This window comes from Streptomyces cylindrosporus, assembly GCF_022698165.1.
Classification (GTDB): domain Bacteria; phylum Actinomycetota; class Actinomycetes; order Streptomycetales; family Streptomycetaceae; genus Streptomyces; species Streptomyces cylindrosporus.
In genome coordinates this window covers 14,725-30,970 of sequence record NZ_JALDAY010000005.1, presented here as the reverse complement: position 1 = coordinate 30,970, position 16,246 = coordinate 14,725, and the positions used below count along the sequence as shown (strand labels likewise).

Here is a 16,246-nt window from a genome sequence, read left to right as displayed (position 1 = left end):
CCTGTACCAGGTAGTGAGGACAGCCTGTACCAGGCAGGAGGAGGCGGGCTCATGGCCAGGCAGGAGCTGGCGCGGTTCCTGCGGGAGCGCAGGGCGGGACTGCGGCCCGGCGACCTCGGGCTGCCGGACGTCGACCCGCGGCGCACTCCCGGCCTGCGGCGCGAGGAGCTCGCCGAGCTCGCCCACATGTCGGTCGACTACTACGTACGACTGGAACAGGCCCGCGGACCGAGACCCTCCGCCCGCATCCTGGACGGACTCGCACGGGCCCTGCGGCTCAGCCCCGCCGAGCGCGATCACCTCTTCCGCCTCGCCGGGTCCGCCACGCCACCCGGCGCGGGGCCGGTACGGCAGGTGCGGCCGCATGTGGTGCGGATGCTGGAGCGGCTGCCGGAGACCGCCGCGATCGTCACCGACGCGGCATACGGCCTCGTCGCCTGGAACCCCCTCGCGCAGAGCCTGTTCGGCGGCGATCTCGGAGCCGGCACCACCAACCTCGCCCGGCGGCGTTTTCTCAACGAGGGGCGGATGTACGGCAGTTCCAGCACCGAGGAGTTCGGGCGGATCGTCGTCGCCCGGCTGCGCCGCGCCGCCGACCGCTACCCGCACGACCCCGCACTCGCCGCCCAGCTGGCCGAACTGCACGCCGGCAGCGCGGAGTTCGGGCACCTGTGGGAGAGCCGGCCGGTGCACGCGCCCGGCCACCGCACCAAGACCGTCGACCACCCGGTCATGGGCCCCCTGCACCTGAACTGCGACGTCCTCCTCGTCCCCGAGGACGACCAGGAGGTCGTCCTGATCACCGCGGACCCCGGCTCCCCCTCCGCCCGGGCGCTGCGCGAACTCGCCGGGAAGGAGAGGGAAGACAGCGCTACGGGGGCGTCGTGACACCACACGCTTACGCAGCCGCCCCAGCCCCGCTCCCCACCCTCTCCGCCAGGAACTCCTCCCACGTCCGCTTCCCCAGGTCCGCGCCCTCCACCGTGAGGTTCTCGCCCGCCCGGTAGGCCCGGCCCGCCCTGCCCGGGATGCGCACCGGGAGCTTCGGCCTCGGGCGCCTGCCACGGAGTTCGAGGTACGGGCGGGCTAGGGACGGGATGTCGTAGAGCTTCGGGCCCGCAAGATCCGGGACCAGGCCCGCGGGGGCGCCCAGGGTCAACTCGGCCAGCCGCGCGGCGACTTCGCGGGCGTCGACCGGCTGGAGGCGCAGGCCGCCGGGGGCCGGGAGGACGGGCAGCCGGGTCATCTTCTCGACCATGGTGAGGGCGAGGTCGTGGAACTGGGCCGCGCGCAGGGTCGTCCACGGGATGCCCGAGGCGGCGACGGCCCGCTCCGACTCCAGTTTCGTGCGCATCCAGGCCAGGGGCACGCGGTCCGCGCCTATGACCGAGATGTACACGAGGTGGCGGACGCCGGCCGCGCGTGCCGCCCGTACCAGGTTGCGGGTCGCCTCGTCGTCGCCCTTGGGACCGCCGGAGAGGTGGAGGACCGTGTCGGCGCCGGTGACCGCGGCCTCGACGCCCTCGCCCTTCAGGAGGTCGCCGGTGACGTACTCGACGCCGTCCGCGGCGGGACGGCTGTGCCGGGTCAGCACGCGCACCTCGTGTCCGGCCGCCCGCAGCAGCGGGACGACATGGCCGCCCAGTGTGCCCGTACCGCCCGTGACCAGGATGGATGTCGTCATGGTGCACCGCTCCCCAACTCGTGGCGCCCGCGGTGGATCTCGCGTGGCGCCCGCCGGCCTGTGTCTTCGCCGGTATGACGCGTGGAGGAGCGGTGATGTGACAGGGGCGGAGAGCGGAGAGGTGCGTGACCCGGCCCCGTCAGCCTCCGCTGCCGTAAGGCCTGGTCAGGATCTCCAGGTTGTGGCCGTTCGGGTCGTCGAAGTACGTGCCGCGGCCGCCGTCGTTGTGGTTGATCTCGCCGGTGCGGCGGTGGTACGGGTCGGCCCAGTAGGTCAGGCCGGCCTGCCGGACGCGGGCGAAGATCGCGTCGAAGTCGTCCTCGGAGACGAGGAACGCGTAGTGCTGCGGCGTGATGTCGCCGGTCGCGTCCATGTAGTCGAGCGTCACGCCGTTCGGGATCTCGACGGGGATGAAGGGGCCGTACTGCGGGCTCACTTCCAAGCCCAGGATGTCGGCGAGGAACCGGGCCGACGTGTTCTTGTCGTATGCGGCGACGATGGTGTGGTTCAGCTGCACGGTCATCGTGTGGGCCTCCTCGTGACCAACATACTCCGGCAACCAGTTAAGGTAAGGCTTGCCTTAGCTAATGATCGGAGCAGTGCTGTGCGTGCAGTGGGAATGAAGGCCGTGCTGGCCGCGACCGTCGTGGGAGGGCTGCTCGCCGGCTGCTCGTCGTCCGGCAGCGGCGGTGACGGGGAGGCGAAGGCGGACGGCTCCCGTAACCAGGTCATCGGCGCGAGCGAAGGGCCGTCCGCCGCGCCCAGCGCCCTCGCCGACGGGATGGGTTCCGACCAGGACACCGACGGGGCCTTCCCCCGGACCGTCAAGCACTTCGAGGGCAGCACCACCGTCAAGGCCGAGCCGAAGAAGATCGCCGTGCTCAGCACCGGTCAGCTCGACGACCTGCTCTCCCTCGGGATCGTGCCGACGGCCGGCACCCGCGCCGACAACGCCGGCCTGGTCCCCGACTACCTCGCGGACGCCTTCCCGGCCGACAAGTCGAAGCTCGCCGCGATGGCCGACGCGGGCACCCGGCAGGCGCCCAACCTGGAGTCCCTCGCCGCCGCCAAGCCCGATCTGATCCTCGCCAACGACTCGCTCGGCGACCTCTACCCCAAGCTCTCGAAGATCGCGCCCACCGTGATCACCGCGGGCAACGGCATCAACTGGAAGCGGGACCTGCTGCTGGTCGGCGACGCGGTCGGCAAGGGGCAGGCGGCCCGGGAGCTCGTCGATGACATCGTTGCCGACGCGAAGAAGGAGGGCGCGGCGGTCGAGGGCGACCCGACCGTCTCGATGCTCCGCTTCACTCCCGACCGCACGCGGATGTTCGGCGTCTCGTCCTTCACCGGGTCGATCGCCGTGGACATGGGGCTGAAGCGGCCCAAGGCCCAGCGGTTCGCGGCGATTTCGGAGGACATCGGGGCGGAGAGCATCGACAAGGCCGACGGCGACTGGATCTTCTACTCCGTGCAGGGGGACGCGGACAAGACGGACGCGGGGAGCGTCGTCGCCGGGCCGCTGTGGAAGTCCATGAAGGCGGTCGAGGCCGGCCACGCCGTGAAGGTCGACGACGACCCCTGGTACCTCAACGCCGGTCCCACCGCCGCGCGTCTGGTCGTACGACAGCTCGCCGGGCACCTCGGCAAGTGAGCCGACACCTGGTCTGGCCGGCGGCCCTCGCCGCGGTGGCGGTCGCGGTGCTGCTCAGCCTTGCCGTCGGCACGCGTCCCGTCCCGCCGTCCGCCGTCCTCGACGCCCTGCTGCACGGCGGGGCGTCGCCGGACGCGCTGGTCGTACGGTCGCTGCGGCTGCCGCGGACCGAGGTGGGGCTGACGGCGGGGGCGGCGCTGGGGGTCGCGGGGGCGGCGTTGCAGGCGGTGACGCGGAACCCGCTGGCCGATCCCGGGATCCTGGGGCTGAGCCAGGGGGCGGCGGCGGGGGTCGTCCTGGCCATCGGGCTCGGGCTCGCGAACGGGTTCGGCGGGTACGTCTGGTACGGGTTCGGCGGGGCCGTCGTCGCCGCGTGTCTGGTGTACGGGGTCGCTTCGCGGGGGCGGGGTGGAGCCTCGCCGGTGAAGCTGGCGCTCGCCGGGACCGCGTTGTCGGCGATGACCGCGGGTGGGACGACCGTTGTTCTGACGTCGAGTTCGGCGACCTTGGACCAGTTCCGGTTCTGGCAGGTGGGGTCGTTGAGCGGGCGGGACGCGGGGGTCGTCGTGTCGATGCTGCCGTTTCTGGTGGCGGGGGCCGGGCTGGTGTTCGCGTGTGCCCGGGGGCTGGACGCGTTGGCCCTCGGTGACGAGACGGCTCGGGGGCTCGGGCATCGGGTGGCGGTGGTGCGGGGTGTGGCGGCGCTGGGGGCGACGTTGCTGGTCGCCGCGGCGGTGGCCGCGGCGGGGCCGATCGCGTTCGTGGGGCTTGCGGTGCCGCATCTGGCTCGGCGGGTCGGGGGTGGGCGCGGGGGGTATCGGGGGGTGCTGCCGCTGTCCGGGGTGCTGGGGGCTGGGTTGTTGGTGGGGGCGGATGTGGTGGGGCGGGTTGTGCGGGCTCCTGCGGAGGTGCCGGCGGGGGTTATGACGGCGTTGGTGGGGGTGCCGGTGTTGGTTGTGCTGGTGCGGCGGAGGGGTGCGAGCGCGTGACGCGTCGGGGGTGGGGGGTTCGGTTTTCGGGCGTGTGCGGGTTCGTTGGGGCTGGTCGCGCAGTTCCCCGCGCCCCTGGGGGGTGGTCGCAGCTGTCGGCTGTGAAGTCACACCTCGTTTTTCGGCCTTCCGCCCGTGCCTCCCTCCTCCTTCACCGGCGTTCCGCCCTCACCGGCGCCCTTCTCCTCGGGCTCCTCGTCCTCCTCATGGTCGCCTCCGCCTGTCTCGGGCAGACCTACGTCTCCCCCGGCGACGTCTGGCACACCCTCGGCACCGGGACCGGGCCCCACGAGCTCGTCGTCAACGAACTCCGCGTCCCCCGTATCCTCGTCGGCGCTCTCGTCGGGGCCGCTCTCGGGCTCTCCGGGGCCCTCGTGCAGAGCGTCACCCGGAATCCGCTGGCCAGTCCTGATGTGATCGGGGTCGGGCATGGGGCCGCTGCCGCGACCGTGGTGGCGCTCGCCACCGGGGTTGTCGCCTCGCCCGGGGCCCTGCCCCTTGTCTCCGTGGCAGGAGGGCTCGCGGCCGCCGCGCTCGTGTATGTGCTCGCCTGGCGGCGGGGGATGCAGGCAAGTCGGTTCGTGCTGACCGGCGTCGGGATCGGGGTCGCGCTGGGCGCCGTCGTGCAGCTGTACCTCGCCGACAGTGAGCTGGAGGCGGCCGAGCAGGTCAAGCTGTGGCTGACCGGGAGTCTCAACGGGCGGGGCTATGAGCAGGCGGGGCCGTTGGCGGTCGTGCTGGTCGCCTCCGTGCCCGCGTTGGTGTGGGCGAGTTGGGCGCTGCGGACGCTCGGGCTCGATGCCGACACCGCCGCAGGGCTCGGCGTGCGGGTGGACCGGGTGCGGCTCGGGCTCACGGGGCTCGGCGTCGTGCTCGCCGCGGTCGCGACCGGGGCGGCCGGGCCGATCGGGTTCGTGGCGCTGGCCTCGCCGCAGCTGGCCCGGCGGATCACCCGTACCGCTCAACTGCCGCTGTTCAACAGCGCGTTGACCGGTGCCGTCGTACTCGTCGGGGCCGATCTCGCCGCACGTACGCTGCTGCCGCCGCTGGAGATTCCCGTCGGCGCGCTCACTTCGCTCGTCGGTGGGCCGTATCTGCTGTGGCTGCTGGGGCGGCGGTCGGCGGTGCGCTGAGGGCCCCGGAGGAGTTCGCCTCCGGGGCCCTCAGGGAGGGGGAACGCGGTCAGATGGTCGCGTTGTCGATGACGAAGCGGAAGCGGACGTCGCTGGAGAGGACCCGCTCGTACGCCTCGTTGACCTCGTCCGCGCGGATCAGCTCGATCTCGGCGCCGATGCCGTGCTCGGCGCAGAAGTCCAGCATCTCCTGGGTCTCCCGGATGCCGCCGATGCCGGAGCCCGCGAGGGTCTTGCGGCCGCTGATCACCGAGAAGAGGTTGAGCTTGACGGGCTCCTCGGGGGCGCCGACGTTCACGAAGGCGCCGTCCGTCTTGAGCAGGGACAGGAACGCGTCCAGGTTCAGCGGCGCCGAGACCGTGGAGAGGATCAGGTCGAAGGTGCCCTTGAGGTCCTGGAAGGTCTGCTCGTCGCTGGTCGCGTGGTAGTGGTCGGCGCCCAGCCGCAGGCCGTCCTCCTTCTTGCGCAGGGACTGCGAGAGGACCGTGACCTCGGCGCCGAGCGCGTGCGCGATCTTGACGCCCATGTGGCCGAGGCCGCCCATGCCGAGGATCGCGACCTTCTTGCCGGGGCCGGCGTTCCAGTGGCGGAGCGGGGAGTACGTGGTGATGCCGGCGCACAGGAGGGGCGCGGCCACGTCCAGGGAGAGTCCGTCGGGGATGCGGACGACGTAGTTCTCGTCCACGACGATCTTCTCGGAGTAGCCGCCGTAGGTCGGCTCGCCGTCCTTGCCGACGGCGTTGTACGTGCCGACGCCACCGCCGGTGCAGTACTGCTCCAGACCGGCCTTGCAGTTGTCGCACTCGCGGCAGGAGTCGACGAGGCAGCCGACGCCCACCCGGTCGCCGACGGCGTACTTGGTGACGCCGGGGCCGACCTCGGAGACGATGCCCGCGATCTCGTGGCCCGGGACCATGGGGAAGATGGCCTCGCCCCAGCCCTCGCGGGCCTGGTGGATGTCGGAATGGCAGATGCCGGCGAACTTGATGTCGATCAGGACGTCGAACTCGCCGACCGGACGGCGCTCGATGGTGGTCCGCTCCAGCGGAGCCTTGGCGGCGGGAGCGGCGTATGCAGCGACGGTGGTCATGCCGGGGTTCTCCTAGTGGAAGGTGCGCGCCCGGCTGCCTTCCGACCGGGCACGACGTCCACTGTGCCGGTCGGCGCGGGGTTCACCCAGCCCACGCTTCTGCGTACGTCCGGTGTTCCTACTACTGGCGGGGGCAGGCTCGTGTTCGTACGACCGTGAATACTGGACACATGGACGAACAGCCCCACCCCGTACAGGACACCGTCGAAGGGACCGGCGGGGCCCTGGACCGGCGTGCCGAGCTGAGCGAGTTCCTGCGCACCCGGCGGGCGCGGCTGAAGCCCGAGGACGTGGGGCTGCCCGACTTCGGGCGGCACCGGCGGGTGCCGGGGCTCAGGCGCGAGGAGCTGGCGCAGCTGGCGGGCGTCTCGGTGGCGTACTACACGCGTCTGGAGCAGGGCAACGGGCGGAACGTGTCGGCGGAGGTGCTGGACGCGATCGCGCGGGCGCTGCGGCTGACGGACACCGAGCACGACCATCTCACCCATCTCGCGAAGCCCAAGCAGAACAAGAAGAAGTCGCCGGTACGGCCGGAGCAGGTGCGGGTGTCGCTGCGGCAGCTGCTGGACACGCTGGACGGGGTGCCGGCGTACATCTCCGGGCGGTACTGCGACATCCTCGCCTGGAACAGCATGGCCGCGGCCGTGTTCGGCGACTGGGCGCGGATGCCGGTGCAGGAGCGGAACTGGGCGCGGCTGGTGTTCCTGAACCCGGAGTACCGCGAGCTGTTCGTGGAGTGGGACCAGAAGGCCAGCGACATGGTGAGCTATCTGCGGATGGCGGCGGGTGTCTACCCCGACGACCCCCGGCTGTCCGCCCTGGTCGGCGAACTCTCCGTGAAGAGCGAGGAGTTCCGTCGGCTGTGGGCCACGCACGACGTCAAGGAGAAGGGCCACGGCGTCAAGCACCTGCGCCATCCCCTGGTCGGCGAGCTGACCCTGAACTTCGAGTCCTTCCGCCCGCCGGACAACTGCGACCAGGGTCTGGTCATCTACCACGCCGAACCGGGCTCCGCCTCGGCCGACGCCCTCCGCCTGCTGGCGAGCTGGGGCGCGGACGCGACGCGCTCGGGGAAGACCTCCGTCAGCCCCGATACGGCGGCATAGCCCCCCAGTTCCACCGCGGTACCGGCTGCTCGGCCGGCGGCTTGGCGTCGGGGCCGGAGAAGTAGACCGCGAGCCTGGTGCCCCACTCGATGTACGCCAGGAACGCGGAGCGGAACTCGGCGTCCGTCGGCAGGCCCGCCTCGTCCGCCGCGTCCTGGATCAGGTTGACCCAGCGGCGGCGCTGGGGCTCGGTGATGTGCTTGCCGAAGTGCTTGGCGACCATGTGGCCGTGGCCGCCCTGGGTGAGGGAGTAGGCGGGCGGGCCGCCGAAGACCTCGGCGAGCCAGAGCGCGACATGCTCGGCGTGGTCGGGGGCCAGGTCGGCGAAGAGCGGGGCCAGGAGGTCGTCCGCGAGCACCTTCTCGTAGAACGCCGAGGTCAGGCGGGAGAAGGCCTCCGCGCCGCCCGCCCAGGTGTACAGCGACGGCACCGAGGAGCCGGTGCCGCGCACCACCGTCGGCTTGTAGTGCCGCATCTCCTCGATGTTCTCGACGTACCGCCGGATCTCCGCGAAGAACGCGGGGAACAGCTCCGACTTGCGGAAGCCCTCGACGTGGTCCTCGGTCGACGTCCAGGTGATGCGCAGGACGAAGTGCTCGAAGTCCTCCTCGCAGCGCGCCAGTTCGTAGTCGACGCACTGCGGTGCCGCCGCGAGCTGGGCGGCGGCGCGGGTGTAGGCGGCCAGGAACTCCGCCGAGCGGTCCTCCGGGACGCGGTACCGGATGTATTCGACGGTCTCGGTGGTCATGCGCCCACACAAACACGGACGGCCCACCGGAGGCTGCACCTCCGGTGGGCCGTTCGCTCAGCGCTCAACGCGCCCGCGGGCTACTTGCCGTAGTAGGCGTTGTAGATCGTGACCGAGGACTTGTTGTTCTTCTTGTCGGTGATCTTGGCGCGGAAGGAGATGGACTTCCCCTTCGCCGGGTTCTTCACCTTGATCTTGCCGCCGACCACGGAGACCTTCGTCCAGGTCTTGTTGTCGTACGACACGTACACCGCGAGGGACTTGAGGTTGCTGCCCTTGGCGGCACCCTCGACGACGACCGGGATGGTCTTCGTCTGGCCGGCCGTGACCTTGCTGCCCAGGTCCGTGGTCGCGGCGAAGCGGGCCGTGGACGCGGGGAGCTTGGCGAGGTCGGCCTTCTTGGAGCGGAACTCCCAGGTGGCGTCGATGCGGGTGGAGGCCGCGGCGACCTTGACGCTGCGCTTGACCGAGGTGGTCAGCTTGTACGCGGCGTCCGCGGACGGCACCTTGAACGACTTCTCACCGAACAGCGGGTCGTCGTTGGAGCCGACCTTGGTGCCGTTGCGGTACAGCGTCGTGACGACCGACGAGAAGACCGAGGAGCCCGAGTGGGTCTTGCCGTCGGCGAACAGCGGGACGACACCGTAGATGTCGTTGCCGTCGCGGTAGAGGCCGAAGTCGGCGTTCAGGTGCGGGCCGAAGACGGCCGTGTTGAACGTCTTCGAGTAGGACGTGCCCGCCTTGAAGGACTGCGGCGCGCCGATGGTGTAGTACGCCTCGGCGATCGGGAAGCCGTCCGCGTCGACGCCGCCGTCCTGCTCGAACTCCAGGTTCCACTTCACCCCGCCGGTGGCGGACAGGTGCAGCTTGCGGGTGCCGGGCAGGGTCTGCGGGATGGAGATCCCGGAGGCGCTGTTGACGCCGGGCAGCCAGCCCATGGCGGTGACGGCGCCCTTCTTGCCGCTCGCCGAGGCGCCGAGGCCGACCTTCACCGTGGCCAGGTCGCCGGTCTTCCAGTGCTTGGTGTAGCCGGTGGCGAGCTGCTTGACGACGCTGCCGGTGGTGGCGTCGTACTCCTCGGTGGTGCCCTTGGACCAGTGGCCGTCCCACGACTGGGTCAGCGACCCGTCGGTGATCTGCGGGCCGAGGCCCTTCGAGCGGAAGCCCTCGTACGTGTTCAGGAACCAGCCGAAGCCGTAGCCGGAGTCGCCGACCTCGACGTCGTAGCCCGGCGCCGCGAACTCGGACTTGGCGGCCGCGTCCGGCACGGTGATGTCGACCGGCTTCGCGGTGCGGGCGTCCAGCGTGACCGTGGTCTTCTTGGTGACGTCGAGCTTCGGCTGGGCCAGCCAGTCGATGCCCTTGGTGGCGTCCTGCGGGTCCACGGAGATGCTGCCGTCGAGGACGTAACGGCCCTTGGGCAGGCGCACCTTGGCGGTGCCGGACTCGTCGTACGGGGCGTAGAACTTGTCCTTGCCGAGGCCGGAGACGCCGACCAGGGTGACGCCGTAGTTCTTCGTCGGCTTCCCGTCACGGCCGATGGCCTTCAGCGTGACGTCGTACGACTCCACCTCGCGCTGCACGGCCGCGGCCGTCCGCACGGTCTGGCCGTCGCCCGTCGCGGTCACGTACGCGGAGTACGCGCCGTCGACCGTGCCGCCCAGCTTGGTGTCGGCGGTGAAGTCCACGGAGGCCTTGCCGCCCGCCGGGACGGTGACCGTGGTGGCGGCCAGCTTGAAGAAGCCGGACGGTGCCGCCTGCCCCTTGGGGTTGGTGGCGGTCGACGTCAGCTTGAGCGTGACGTCCTTCGTGCCGAGGTTGCGGTACGTCAGCTGCTTGGTGATCGGGGTGTCGTCGGTGTGCGGCCACTGGGCGATGCCGAAGCTCACCGAGACCGGGTCGGCGATCACGGTCTGCTTGATCGCCTTGTCGACCGCGATCCGGCCCGAACCCTGCTCGAACGGCGTGTACTTGCCGCCCTTCGCGGAGCCCGTGAGCGCGCCCTTGAGCTCGGAGAACTTCCAGTCGGGGTGCTGCTGCTTGAGCAGCGCCGCGGCACCCGCGACGTGCGGGGTCGCCATCGACGTACCCGAGATGGTCAGGTAGCCGGGCGGGTTCTCGCCGACCTCCTGGTCGATGACACTGCCCGGGGCGGCCGCCGCGGTGATGTCGACGCCGGGGGCGGTGACATCGGGCTTGATCTGGCCGTCGAGGCCGGGGCCGCGACTGGAGAAGGAGGCCAGCTTGTCGTTGTCGTCGACCGCGCCGACGGTCAGCGCGTCGGCCGCGCTGCCCGGGGAGCCGATGGTCTGGTCGCCGAAGTCGCCCTCGTTGCCGGCGGCGATGGCGAAGAGGATGCCCTTCTCCTCCGACAGCTTGTTGACCTCGGCCTCAAGAGGGTCGATCTCCGGGGTGTCGCCGCCGCCCAGGCTCAGGTTGACGACGTCGGCGCCCTGCTCGGCCGCCCACTCCATGCCCGCGAGGATGCCGGAGTCGTCGCCGTAGCCGCTGTCGTCGAGGACCTTGCCGTTGAGCAGCTTGGCGTCCGGGGCCACACCCTTGTACTTGCCGCCGGACTTGGCGCCCGTACCGGCCGCGATGGACGCGACATGGGTGCCGTGGCCGAAGTGGTCGGTGGCGTCGGCGGCGGTGGAGAAGTTCTTCGCCGCGATCACCTGGTCCTTGAGGTCCGGGTGGGTGGCGTCGATGCCGGTGTCCAGGACGGCGATCTTGACGCCCTTGCCGGTGTAGCCGGCGGCCCAGGCGGTCGGGGCGCCGATCTGCGGCACGGACTTGTCGAGGCTGGCCTTGCGGACGCCGTCGAGCCAGACGTGCGCGATGCCGGAGGCGGTCTTGTCCCCGTTGGTGACGGCGTCCCACAGTTCGGGCGCGTCCTGCTTCGGCGTCTGCACGGCATCCGCGTTGAGCGCCTTGAGGCTCTCGCGGAGCGTGCCGGCGTCGCGGACCTCGGACTTCGCGGCCGCGGCGGCGCCCTTGTAGCCGACGATGACCTTCAGGCCCTTGGCCTGGGACTTGAGGGTCCTCGCCTTGCTCAGTTCGGTGACGTCGAACAGCCGCTGGTCGACCTTGCCGGTCGCGATCATGCGGGCGACGTCGGCCGGTACGACCAGGGTGTGGCCGTCGGCCTTGCGGATCTGGACGGGTATGTTCTCGCGGCCCTTGGCGGGCTCGATGCCGACGACGCGGCCCTTGGCGTCGACCGCGACGCGGTCACCCGTGATCAGCGTGATGCGGTGCTTGACGGTGAGCTTCGAGGCGGCGGCCTGGGAAACGGCGGTGCCGGTCCGCTCCGCCGTCGCCTGCGCCGGGCTGGTCATGCCCGCCGCGAGAGCCACGGCCGCTGCCGCGGCGATCGTGCCCGCGCACGCTCTTTTCACTTGTCTGCGCAAAACTCCCCCTAGCTGAAGTTCCGGGTGAAATATCCCCGTTCACCCGGCCGAGGGAGGTCTCGCACACGTGAACGTGTGCACCCCCCGGAATACGCAGTATGCCGGGGGGTGATCACGTGCCTCAAGAGATGAGAGAAGGGTAAGAGACGGACTTCACGTCTGTTACGCGCCTACTGGAAAGCCGTTACAGACCTGTCGCACCGAATGCCCTCAATTCCCTTGACAGCCTTGCTATTTGCCGTAGTACGCGTTGTAGATCGAGAGCGCCGACTTGTTGTTCTTCTTGTCGGTGATCTGGGCGTGGAAGGAGATGGACTTGCCCTTCGCCGGGTTCTTCACCTTGATCTTGCCGCCGACCACGGAGACCTTCTTCCAGGTCTTGCCGGAGTCGTAGGAGACCGTCACCGTCAGCGACTTGAGGTTGCTGCCCTTGGCCGCGCCCTCGACGACGACCGGGATGCTGACCGTCTTTCCGGCCTCGACCTTGTTGTCCAGGCCGACGGCCGCCTTGAAGCGGGCGATGGACGCGGGCAGCGTGGTCACGTTGCCGGTGCCCGGCTTCTTGGAGCTGAACTCCCAGCTCGCGTTGATCTGGGTGGAGGCCCCGGCGATGTTCGCGCTGCGCTTGACCGAGGTCGTCAGCTTGTACTTGGCCTCCGCGGACGGCACCACGAACTCCTTGTTGCCGAACAGCGGGTCGTCGTTGGAGCCGACCTTGGTGCCGTTGCGGTAGAGCGTGGTGACGACCTTGGTGAAGTCCGAGGAACCGGCGTGCCCGGCCCCGTCGGAGAACAGCGGGAGGACGCCGTAGATGCTGTTGCCGTCCCGGAAGAGCCCGTAGTACGTGCTCAGGTGCGGGCCGAAGACCGCGGTGTTGAAGGTCTTCTTGTAGCTCTGGCCCGCCTTGAACAGCTGCGGGTCGCCCAGGGTGTAGAACGCGTCCGCGATCGGGAAGCCGTCCGCGTCGACGCCCTTGTGCTGCTCGAAGTCCCAGCTCCACTCGATCTTGTCGGAGGTCGAGAGGTACAGGGTGCGGCTGCCCGGCAGCTTCTGCTCGACGCCGGTGCCGAACACCACGTCACTGGGGAAGAGGCCCACCGGGTACAGCGCGCCGGTCTTGCCCGCGGCGCCGGCCCCGATGTTGTTCTTCACCGTGGCGAGCTCGCTCGCCTTGAAGTGCCGGACCTTGTCGCCCTGCACCTTCTTGACGGTCGCGGTGGTGGCCACGTCGTACTCGGCCTTGTCGCCCTTGGTCCACTGCCCGTTCCAGGTCTGGTGCAGGCCGGAGACCTCGCCGCCGAGCGGCGCCATCCGGATGTCGGCGAAGGACTGCGCGCCGAAGGAGATGCCGATGAACGCGGGGTCGTAGGTGTAACCGATCATGGCCAGCTGCTGCTTGGCCGCCGCGTCCGGCACCGTGACGTCGGCCGTCCTGGTCTTGCGGGCGTCGATCGTCACCGTGGTGTTCTTGGTGACGTTCAGACTCGGCTGGACCAGCCAGTCGATGCCGCCCTGGAAGGTGACGAGGTCTTTGGCGATCCAGGCGTCCAGCAGGTACTTGCCCTTGGGCACGCGCACGGTCGTCGTACCCGAGGCCGCGACCGGCACCTGCATGCCGCGGTTCTCGGCGAGACCCGAGTAGCCGAGCAGGATGGTGTTGTAGTCGGGGGTCGGCTGACCGTCCTTGCCGATGTGCTTGATGGTGACGTCGTACGACTCCACCTCGCGCTGCACGGCCGCGGCCGTCCGCACGCTCTGGCCGTCGCCCGTCGCCGTAACGTACGCGGAGTACGCGCCGTCGACCGTGCCGCCCAGCTTGGTGTTCACGGTCACGTCCACGGACGCCTTGCCGCCCGCCGGAACCGTCACCTTGGTCGCGCCGAGCTTGAAGAAGCCCGCCGGAGCCGCCTGCCCCTTGGGGTTGGTGGCGGTGACGGCGAGGCTCAGCGTGACGTCCTTCGTGCCGAGGTTGCGGTACGTCAGCTGCTTGGTGACCGGGGTGTCGTCGGTGTGCGGCCACTGCTGGGTACCGAAGCTCACCGACACAGGGTCGGCGATCACGGTCTGCTTGATCGCCTTGTCGACCGCGATCCGGCCCGAACCCTGCTCGAACGGCGTGTACTTGCCGCCCTTCGCGGAACCGGTCAGCGCGCCCTTGAGCTCGCTGAACTTCCAGTCCGGGTGCTCCTGCTTCAGGATCGCCGCCGCGCCCGCCACGTGCGGCGTCGCCATCGACGTACCCGAGATGGTCAGGTAGCCGGGCGGGTTCTCGCCGACCTCCTGGTCGATGACGCTGCCGGGCGCGGCGGCCGCGGTGATGTCGACGCCGGGGGCGGTGACGTCCGGCTTGATGGCGCCGTCGACGGTCGGGCCGGTCGAGGAGAAGTCGGCCAGCACGTCCTTGTCGTCGACCGCGCCGACGGTCAGCGCGTCCTCGGCGCTGCCGGGCGAACCGACCGACTCCGGGCCGGAGTTGCCCGCGGCGATCGCGAAGAGGATGCCCTTCTCCTCCGACAGCTTGTTGACCTCGGCCTCAAGGGGGTCGATGCCGGGCGAGTCCTGGCCGCCGAGGCTCAGGTTGACGACGTCGGCGCCCTGCTCGGCCGCCCACTCCATGCCGGCGAGGATGCCGGAGTCGTCACCGGAGCCGGTGTCGTCGAGGACCTTGCCGTTGAGGATCTTGGCGCCGGGTGCGACGCCCTTGTACTTGCCGCCGGACTTGGCGCCCGTACCGGCCGCGATGGACGCGACGTGCGTGCCGTGGCCGAAGTGGTCGGTGGCGTCGGCGGCCGTGGAGAAGTTCTTGGACTCGACGACCTGCGTCTTCAGGTCCGGGTGGTCCGCGTCGACACCCGTGTCCAGTACGGCGATCTTGACACCCTTGCCGTCGTAGCCGGCCGCCCACGCCTTCGGGGCGCCGATCTGCGGCACGGACTTGTCGAGGCTCGCCTTGCGGGTGCCGTCCAGCCACACGTGCGCGATGCCGGACGCGGTCTTGCCGCCGTTGGTGACGGCGTCCCAGAGCTCCGGCGTCTCCTTGACCGGGGTCTGGACGGCGTCCGCGTTCAGGGACTTGAGGGTGCGACGCAGGGTGCCCGCGTCACGGACGTCGGCCTTGGTGGCCGTCGCCGCGCCGCTGTAGCCGACGATGACCTTCAGGCCCTTGGCCTGCGACTTGCGGGTCGCCGCCTTGTTGAGTTCGGTGACGTCGAACAGTCGCTGGTCGAGTTTGCCGGTGGCGACCAGGCGGGTCGCGTCGGCCGGTACGACCAGCGTGTGGCCGTCGGCCTTGCGGACCTGGACGGGTATGTGCTCGCGCCCCTTCGCCGGCTCCAGGCCGACGACCCGGCCCTTCGCGTCGACCAGCACACGGTCGCCGGTGATCAGGGTGATGCGGTGCTTGGACGAGAGTTGAGCGTGTGAAGCAGTCGCCGACTGCTCCGTCTTGGCCGACGCCGGACCGGTCATGCCCGCCGCCAGGGCCACGGCCGCCGCGGTCGCGACGGACGCGGCGCATGCCCTTTTCACTTGTCTGCGCAAGTCTCCCCCTGGAGATGATGCCGGGGGCGGTCTCGCACGCACACGCGTACACCCCCCGGAATACGCAGTATGCCGAGGGGTGATCAGACGCCTCAAGAGATGAGAAGAAGGTAAGAGACGGCCCTTCCCGACTGTGACAGACCCATCAGAAAGCCGTTACCGTTCCGCGTTGTTACGCGCCCGCGTTCTCCTTGACGGTCAGCTTGCCCTTGCGGATCGTCGCAAGGCGCAGGGCCTTCTTCGCGATCGCGGAGTCGTGGGTGACCATGATGAAGGTCAGGCCCAGCTCCTTCCACATCCGCTCCAGCACGTCCATGATCTCGTCGCGCATGGACTCGTCGAGGTTTCCGGTGGGTTCGTCGGCGAGCAGTACCTTCGGCTGCTTCACCAGGGCCCGCGCGATGGCGACCCGCTGCTGCTGGCCGCCGGACATCTCGCCGGGCAGGTGTCCCAGTCGCTCGCCGAGACCGACGGATGTCAGCGCTTCGGCCGCCCGCTCCCGTCGCTCCTTGGTCTTCACTCCGAGGGGTACGAGGGCGGTCTCGACGTTCTCCTGGGCGGTGAGCGTCGGGATGAGGTTGAAGGACTGGAAGACGAAGCCGATGTTCTCGCTGCGGACCTTGGTGAGCCGAGCCTCGCTGAGCTTGGCCAAGTCGGTGCCGTCGAGGGTGACTTCGCCGTCGGTCGGCCGGTCGAGCCCGCCGAGCATCTGCAGGAGGGTGGACTTGCCGCCGCCGGTGGGGCCCTGGATGACGAGCCGGTCGCCGTCGGCGATGGACAGGTCGACGCCGTCGAGGGCGTGGACGGTGTCCTTGCCCCGGGTGTAGCGCTTGGTGACGTTTCTGAGTTCGTACATGGAGTGACTCCTGGGGTGCGTAAGGAAGTTGGGGTC

12 protein-coding genes are annotated in these 16,246 nt (G+C 70.1%); 5 read left to right on the top strand and 7 right to left on the bottom strand.

The genetic code is table 11. The features are described from left to right. Positions 1-51 precede the first annotated feature (51 nt). Positions 52-888 carry a helix-turn-helix transcriptional regulator gene (locus MQP27_RS16470; RefSeq protein WP_242765929.1) on the top strand — a complete coding sequence of 279 codons (837 nt, stop codon included), beginning with the start codon at positions 52-54 and terminating at the stop codon, positions 886-888. Between the two features lie 10 nt (positions 889-898). Here the strand turns inward: MQP27_RS16470 and MQP27_RS16465 are convergent, their stop codons facing one another. Continuing rightward, complete coding sequence (locus tag MQP27_RS16465) at positions 899-1,684, bottom strand: SDR family oxidoreductase (protein ID WP_242765928.1); 786 nt, start codon at positions 1,682-1,684, stop codon at positions 899-901. A gap of 139 nt (positions 1,685-1,823) precedes the next feature. Further along, positions 1,824-2,207: a VOC family protein gene (locus tag MQP27_RS16460; protein WP_242765927.1), complete on the bottom strand. Its 384-nt coding sequence runs from the start codon at positions 2,205-2,207 to the stop codon at positions 1,824-1,826. Positions 2,208-2,288: 81 nt separating this feature from the next. On the opposite strand from MQP27_RS16460, the gene MQP27_RS16455 reads away from it, so the two are divergent. The 3 genes from MQP27_RS16455 (at position 2,289) to MQP27_RS16445 (ending at position 5,460) form a co-directional block, all read left to right on the top strand. Continuing rightward, positions 2,289-3,338 (top strand): ABC transporter substrate-binding protein, encoded by a 1,050-nt coding sequence (locus MQP27_RS16455; RefSeq protein ID WP_242765926.1) that lies wholly within the window; start codon positions 2,289-2,291, stop codon positions 3,336-3,338. Continuing rightward, entirely contained in the window at positions 3,335-4,327 is a 993-nt protein-coding gene (locus MQP27_RS16450; RefSeq protein WP_242765925.1) for a FecCD family ABC transporter permease, read from the top strand. The genes MQP27_RS16455 and MQP27_RS16450 overlap by 4 nt, the downstream gene beginning before the upstream one ends. 92 nt (positions 4,328-4,419) lie before the next feature. Continuing rightward, the gene (locus MQP27_RS16445) at positions 4,420-5,460 is read left to right on the top strand and encodes a FecCD family ABC transporter permease (protein WP_278196228.1); all 1,041 of its coding nucleotides are present in this window, start codon (positions 4,420-4,422) and stop codon (positions 5,458-5,460) included. A gap of 49 nt (positions 5,461-5,509) precedes the next feature. Here the strand turns inward: MQP27_RS16445 and MQP27_RS16440 are convergent, their stop codons facing one another. Then, entirely contained in the window at positions 5,510-6,550 is a 1,041-nt protein-coding gene (locus MQP27_RS16440) for an NAD(P)-dependent alcohol dehydrogenase (RefSeq protein ID WP_242765923.1), read from the bottom strand. Positions 6,551-6,720: 170 nt separating this feature from the next. Between MQP27_RS16440 and MQP27_RS16435 the strand changes: the two genes are divergently transcribed. After that, positions 6,721-7,656, top strand: coding sequence for a helix-turn-helix transcriptional regulator (locus MQP27_RS16435; protein WP_242765922.1), 936 nt, complete (start codon positions 6,721-6,723; stop codon positions 7,654-7,656). Here the strand turns inward: MQP27_RS16435 and MQP27_RS16430 are convergent. From MQP27_RS16430 to MQP27_RS16415, 4 genes are all read right to left on the bottom strand, one after another. Continuing rightward, positions 7,634-8,404: a group II truncated hemoglobin gene (locus MQP27_RS16430; protein WP_242765921.1), complete on the bottom strand. Its 771-nt coding sequence runs from the start codon at positions 8,402-8,404 to the stop codon at positions 7,634-7,636. The genes MQP27_RS16435 and MQP27_RS16430 overlap by 23 nt on opposite strands. A gap of 80 nt (positions 8,405-8,484) precedes the next feature. Beyond that, complete coding sequence (locus MQP27_RS16425; RefSeq protein WP_242765920.1) at positions 8,485-11,802, bottom strand: S8 family peptidase; 3,318 nt, start codon at positions 11,800-11,802, stop codon at positions 8,485-8,487. A 243-nt stretch (positions 11,803-12,045) separates the two neighbouring features. Continuing rightward, positions 12,046-15,342 carry a S8 family peptidase gene (locus MQP27_RS16420; protein WP_242765919.1) on the bottom strand — a complete coding sequence of 1,099 codons (3,297 nt, stop codon included), beginning with the start codon at positions 15,340-15,342 and terminating at the stop codon, positions 12,046-12,048. A gap of 184 nt (positions 15,343-15,526) precedes the next feature. Continuing rightward, the gene (locus MQP27_RS16415; RefSeq protein ID WP_242765918.1) at positions 15,527-16,210 is read right to left on the bottom strand and encodes an ABC transporter ATP-binding protein; all 684 of its coding nucleotides are present in this window, start codon (positions 16,208-16,210) and stop codon (positions 15,527-15,529) included. Between the last annotated feature and the right edge of the window lie 36 nt (positions 16,211-16,246).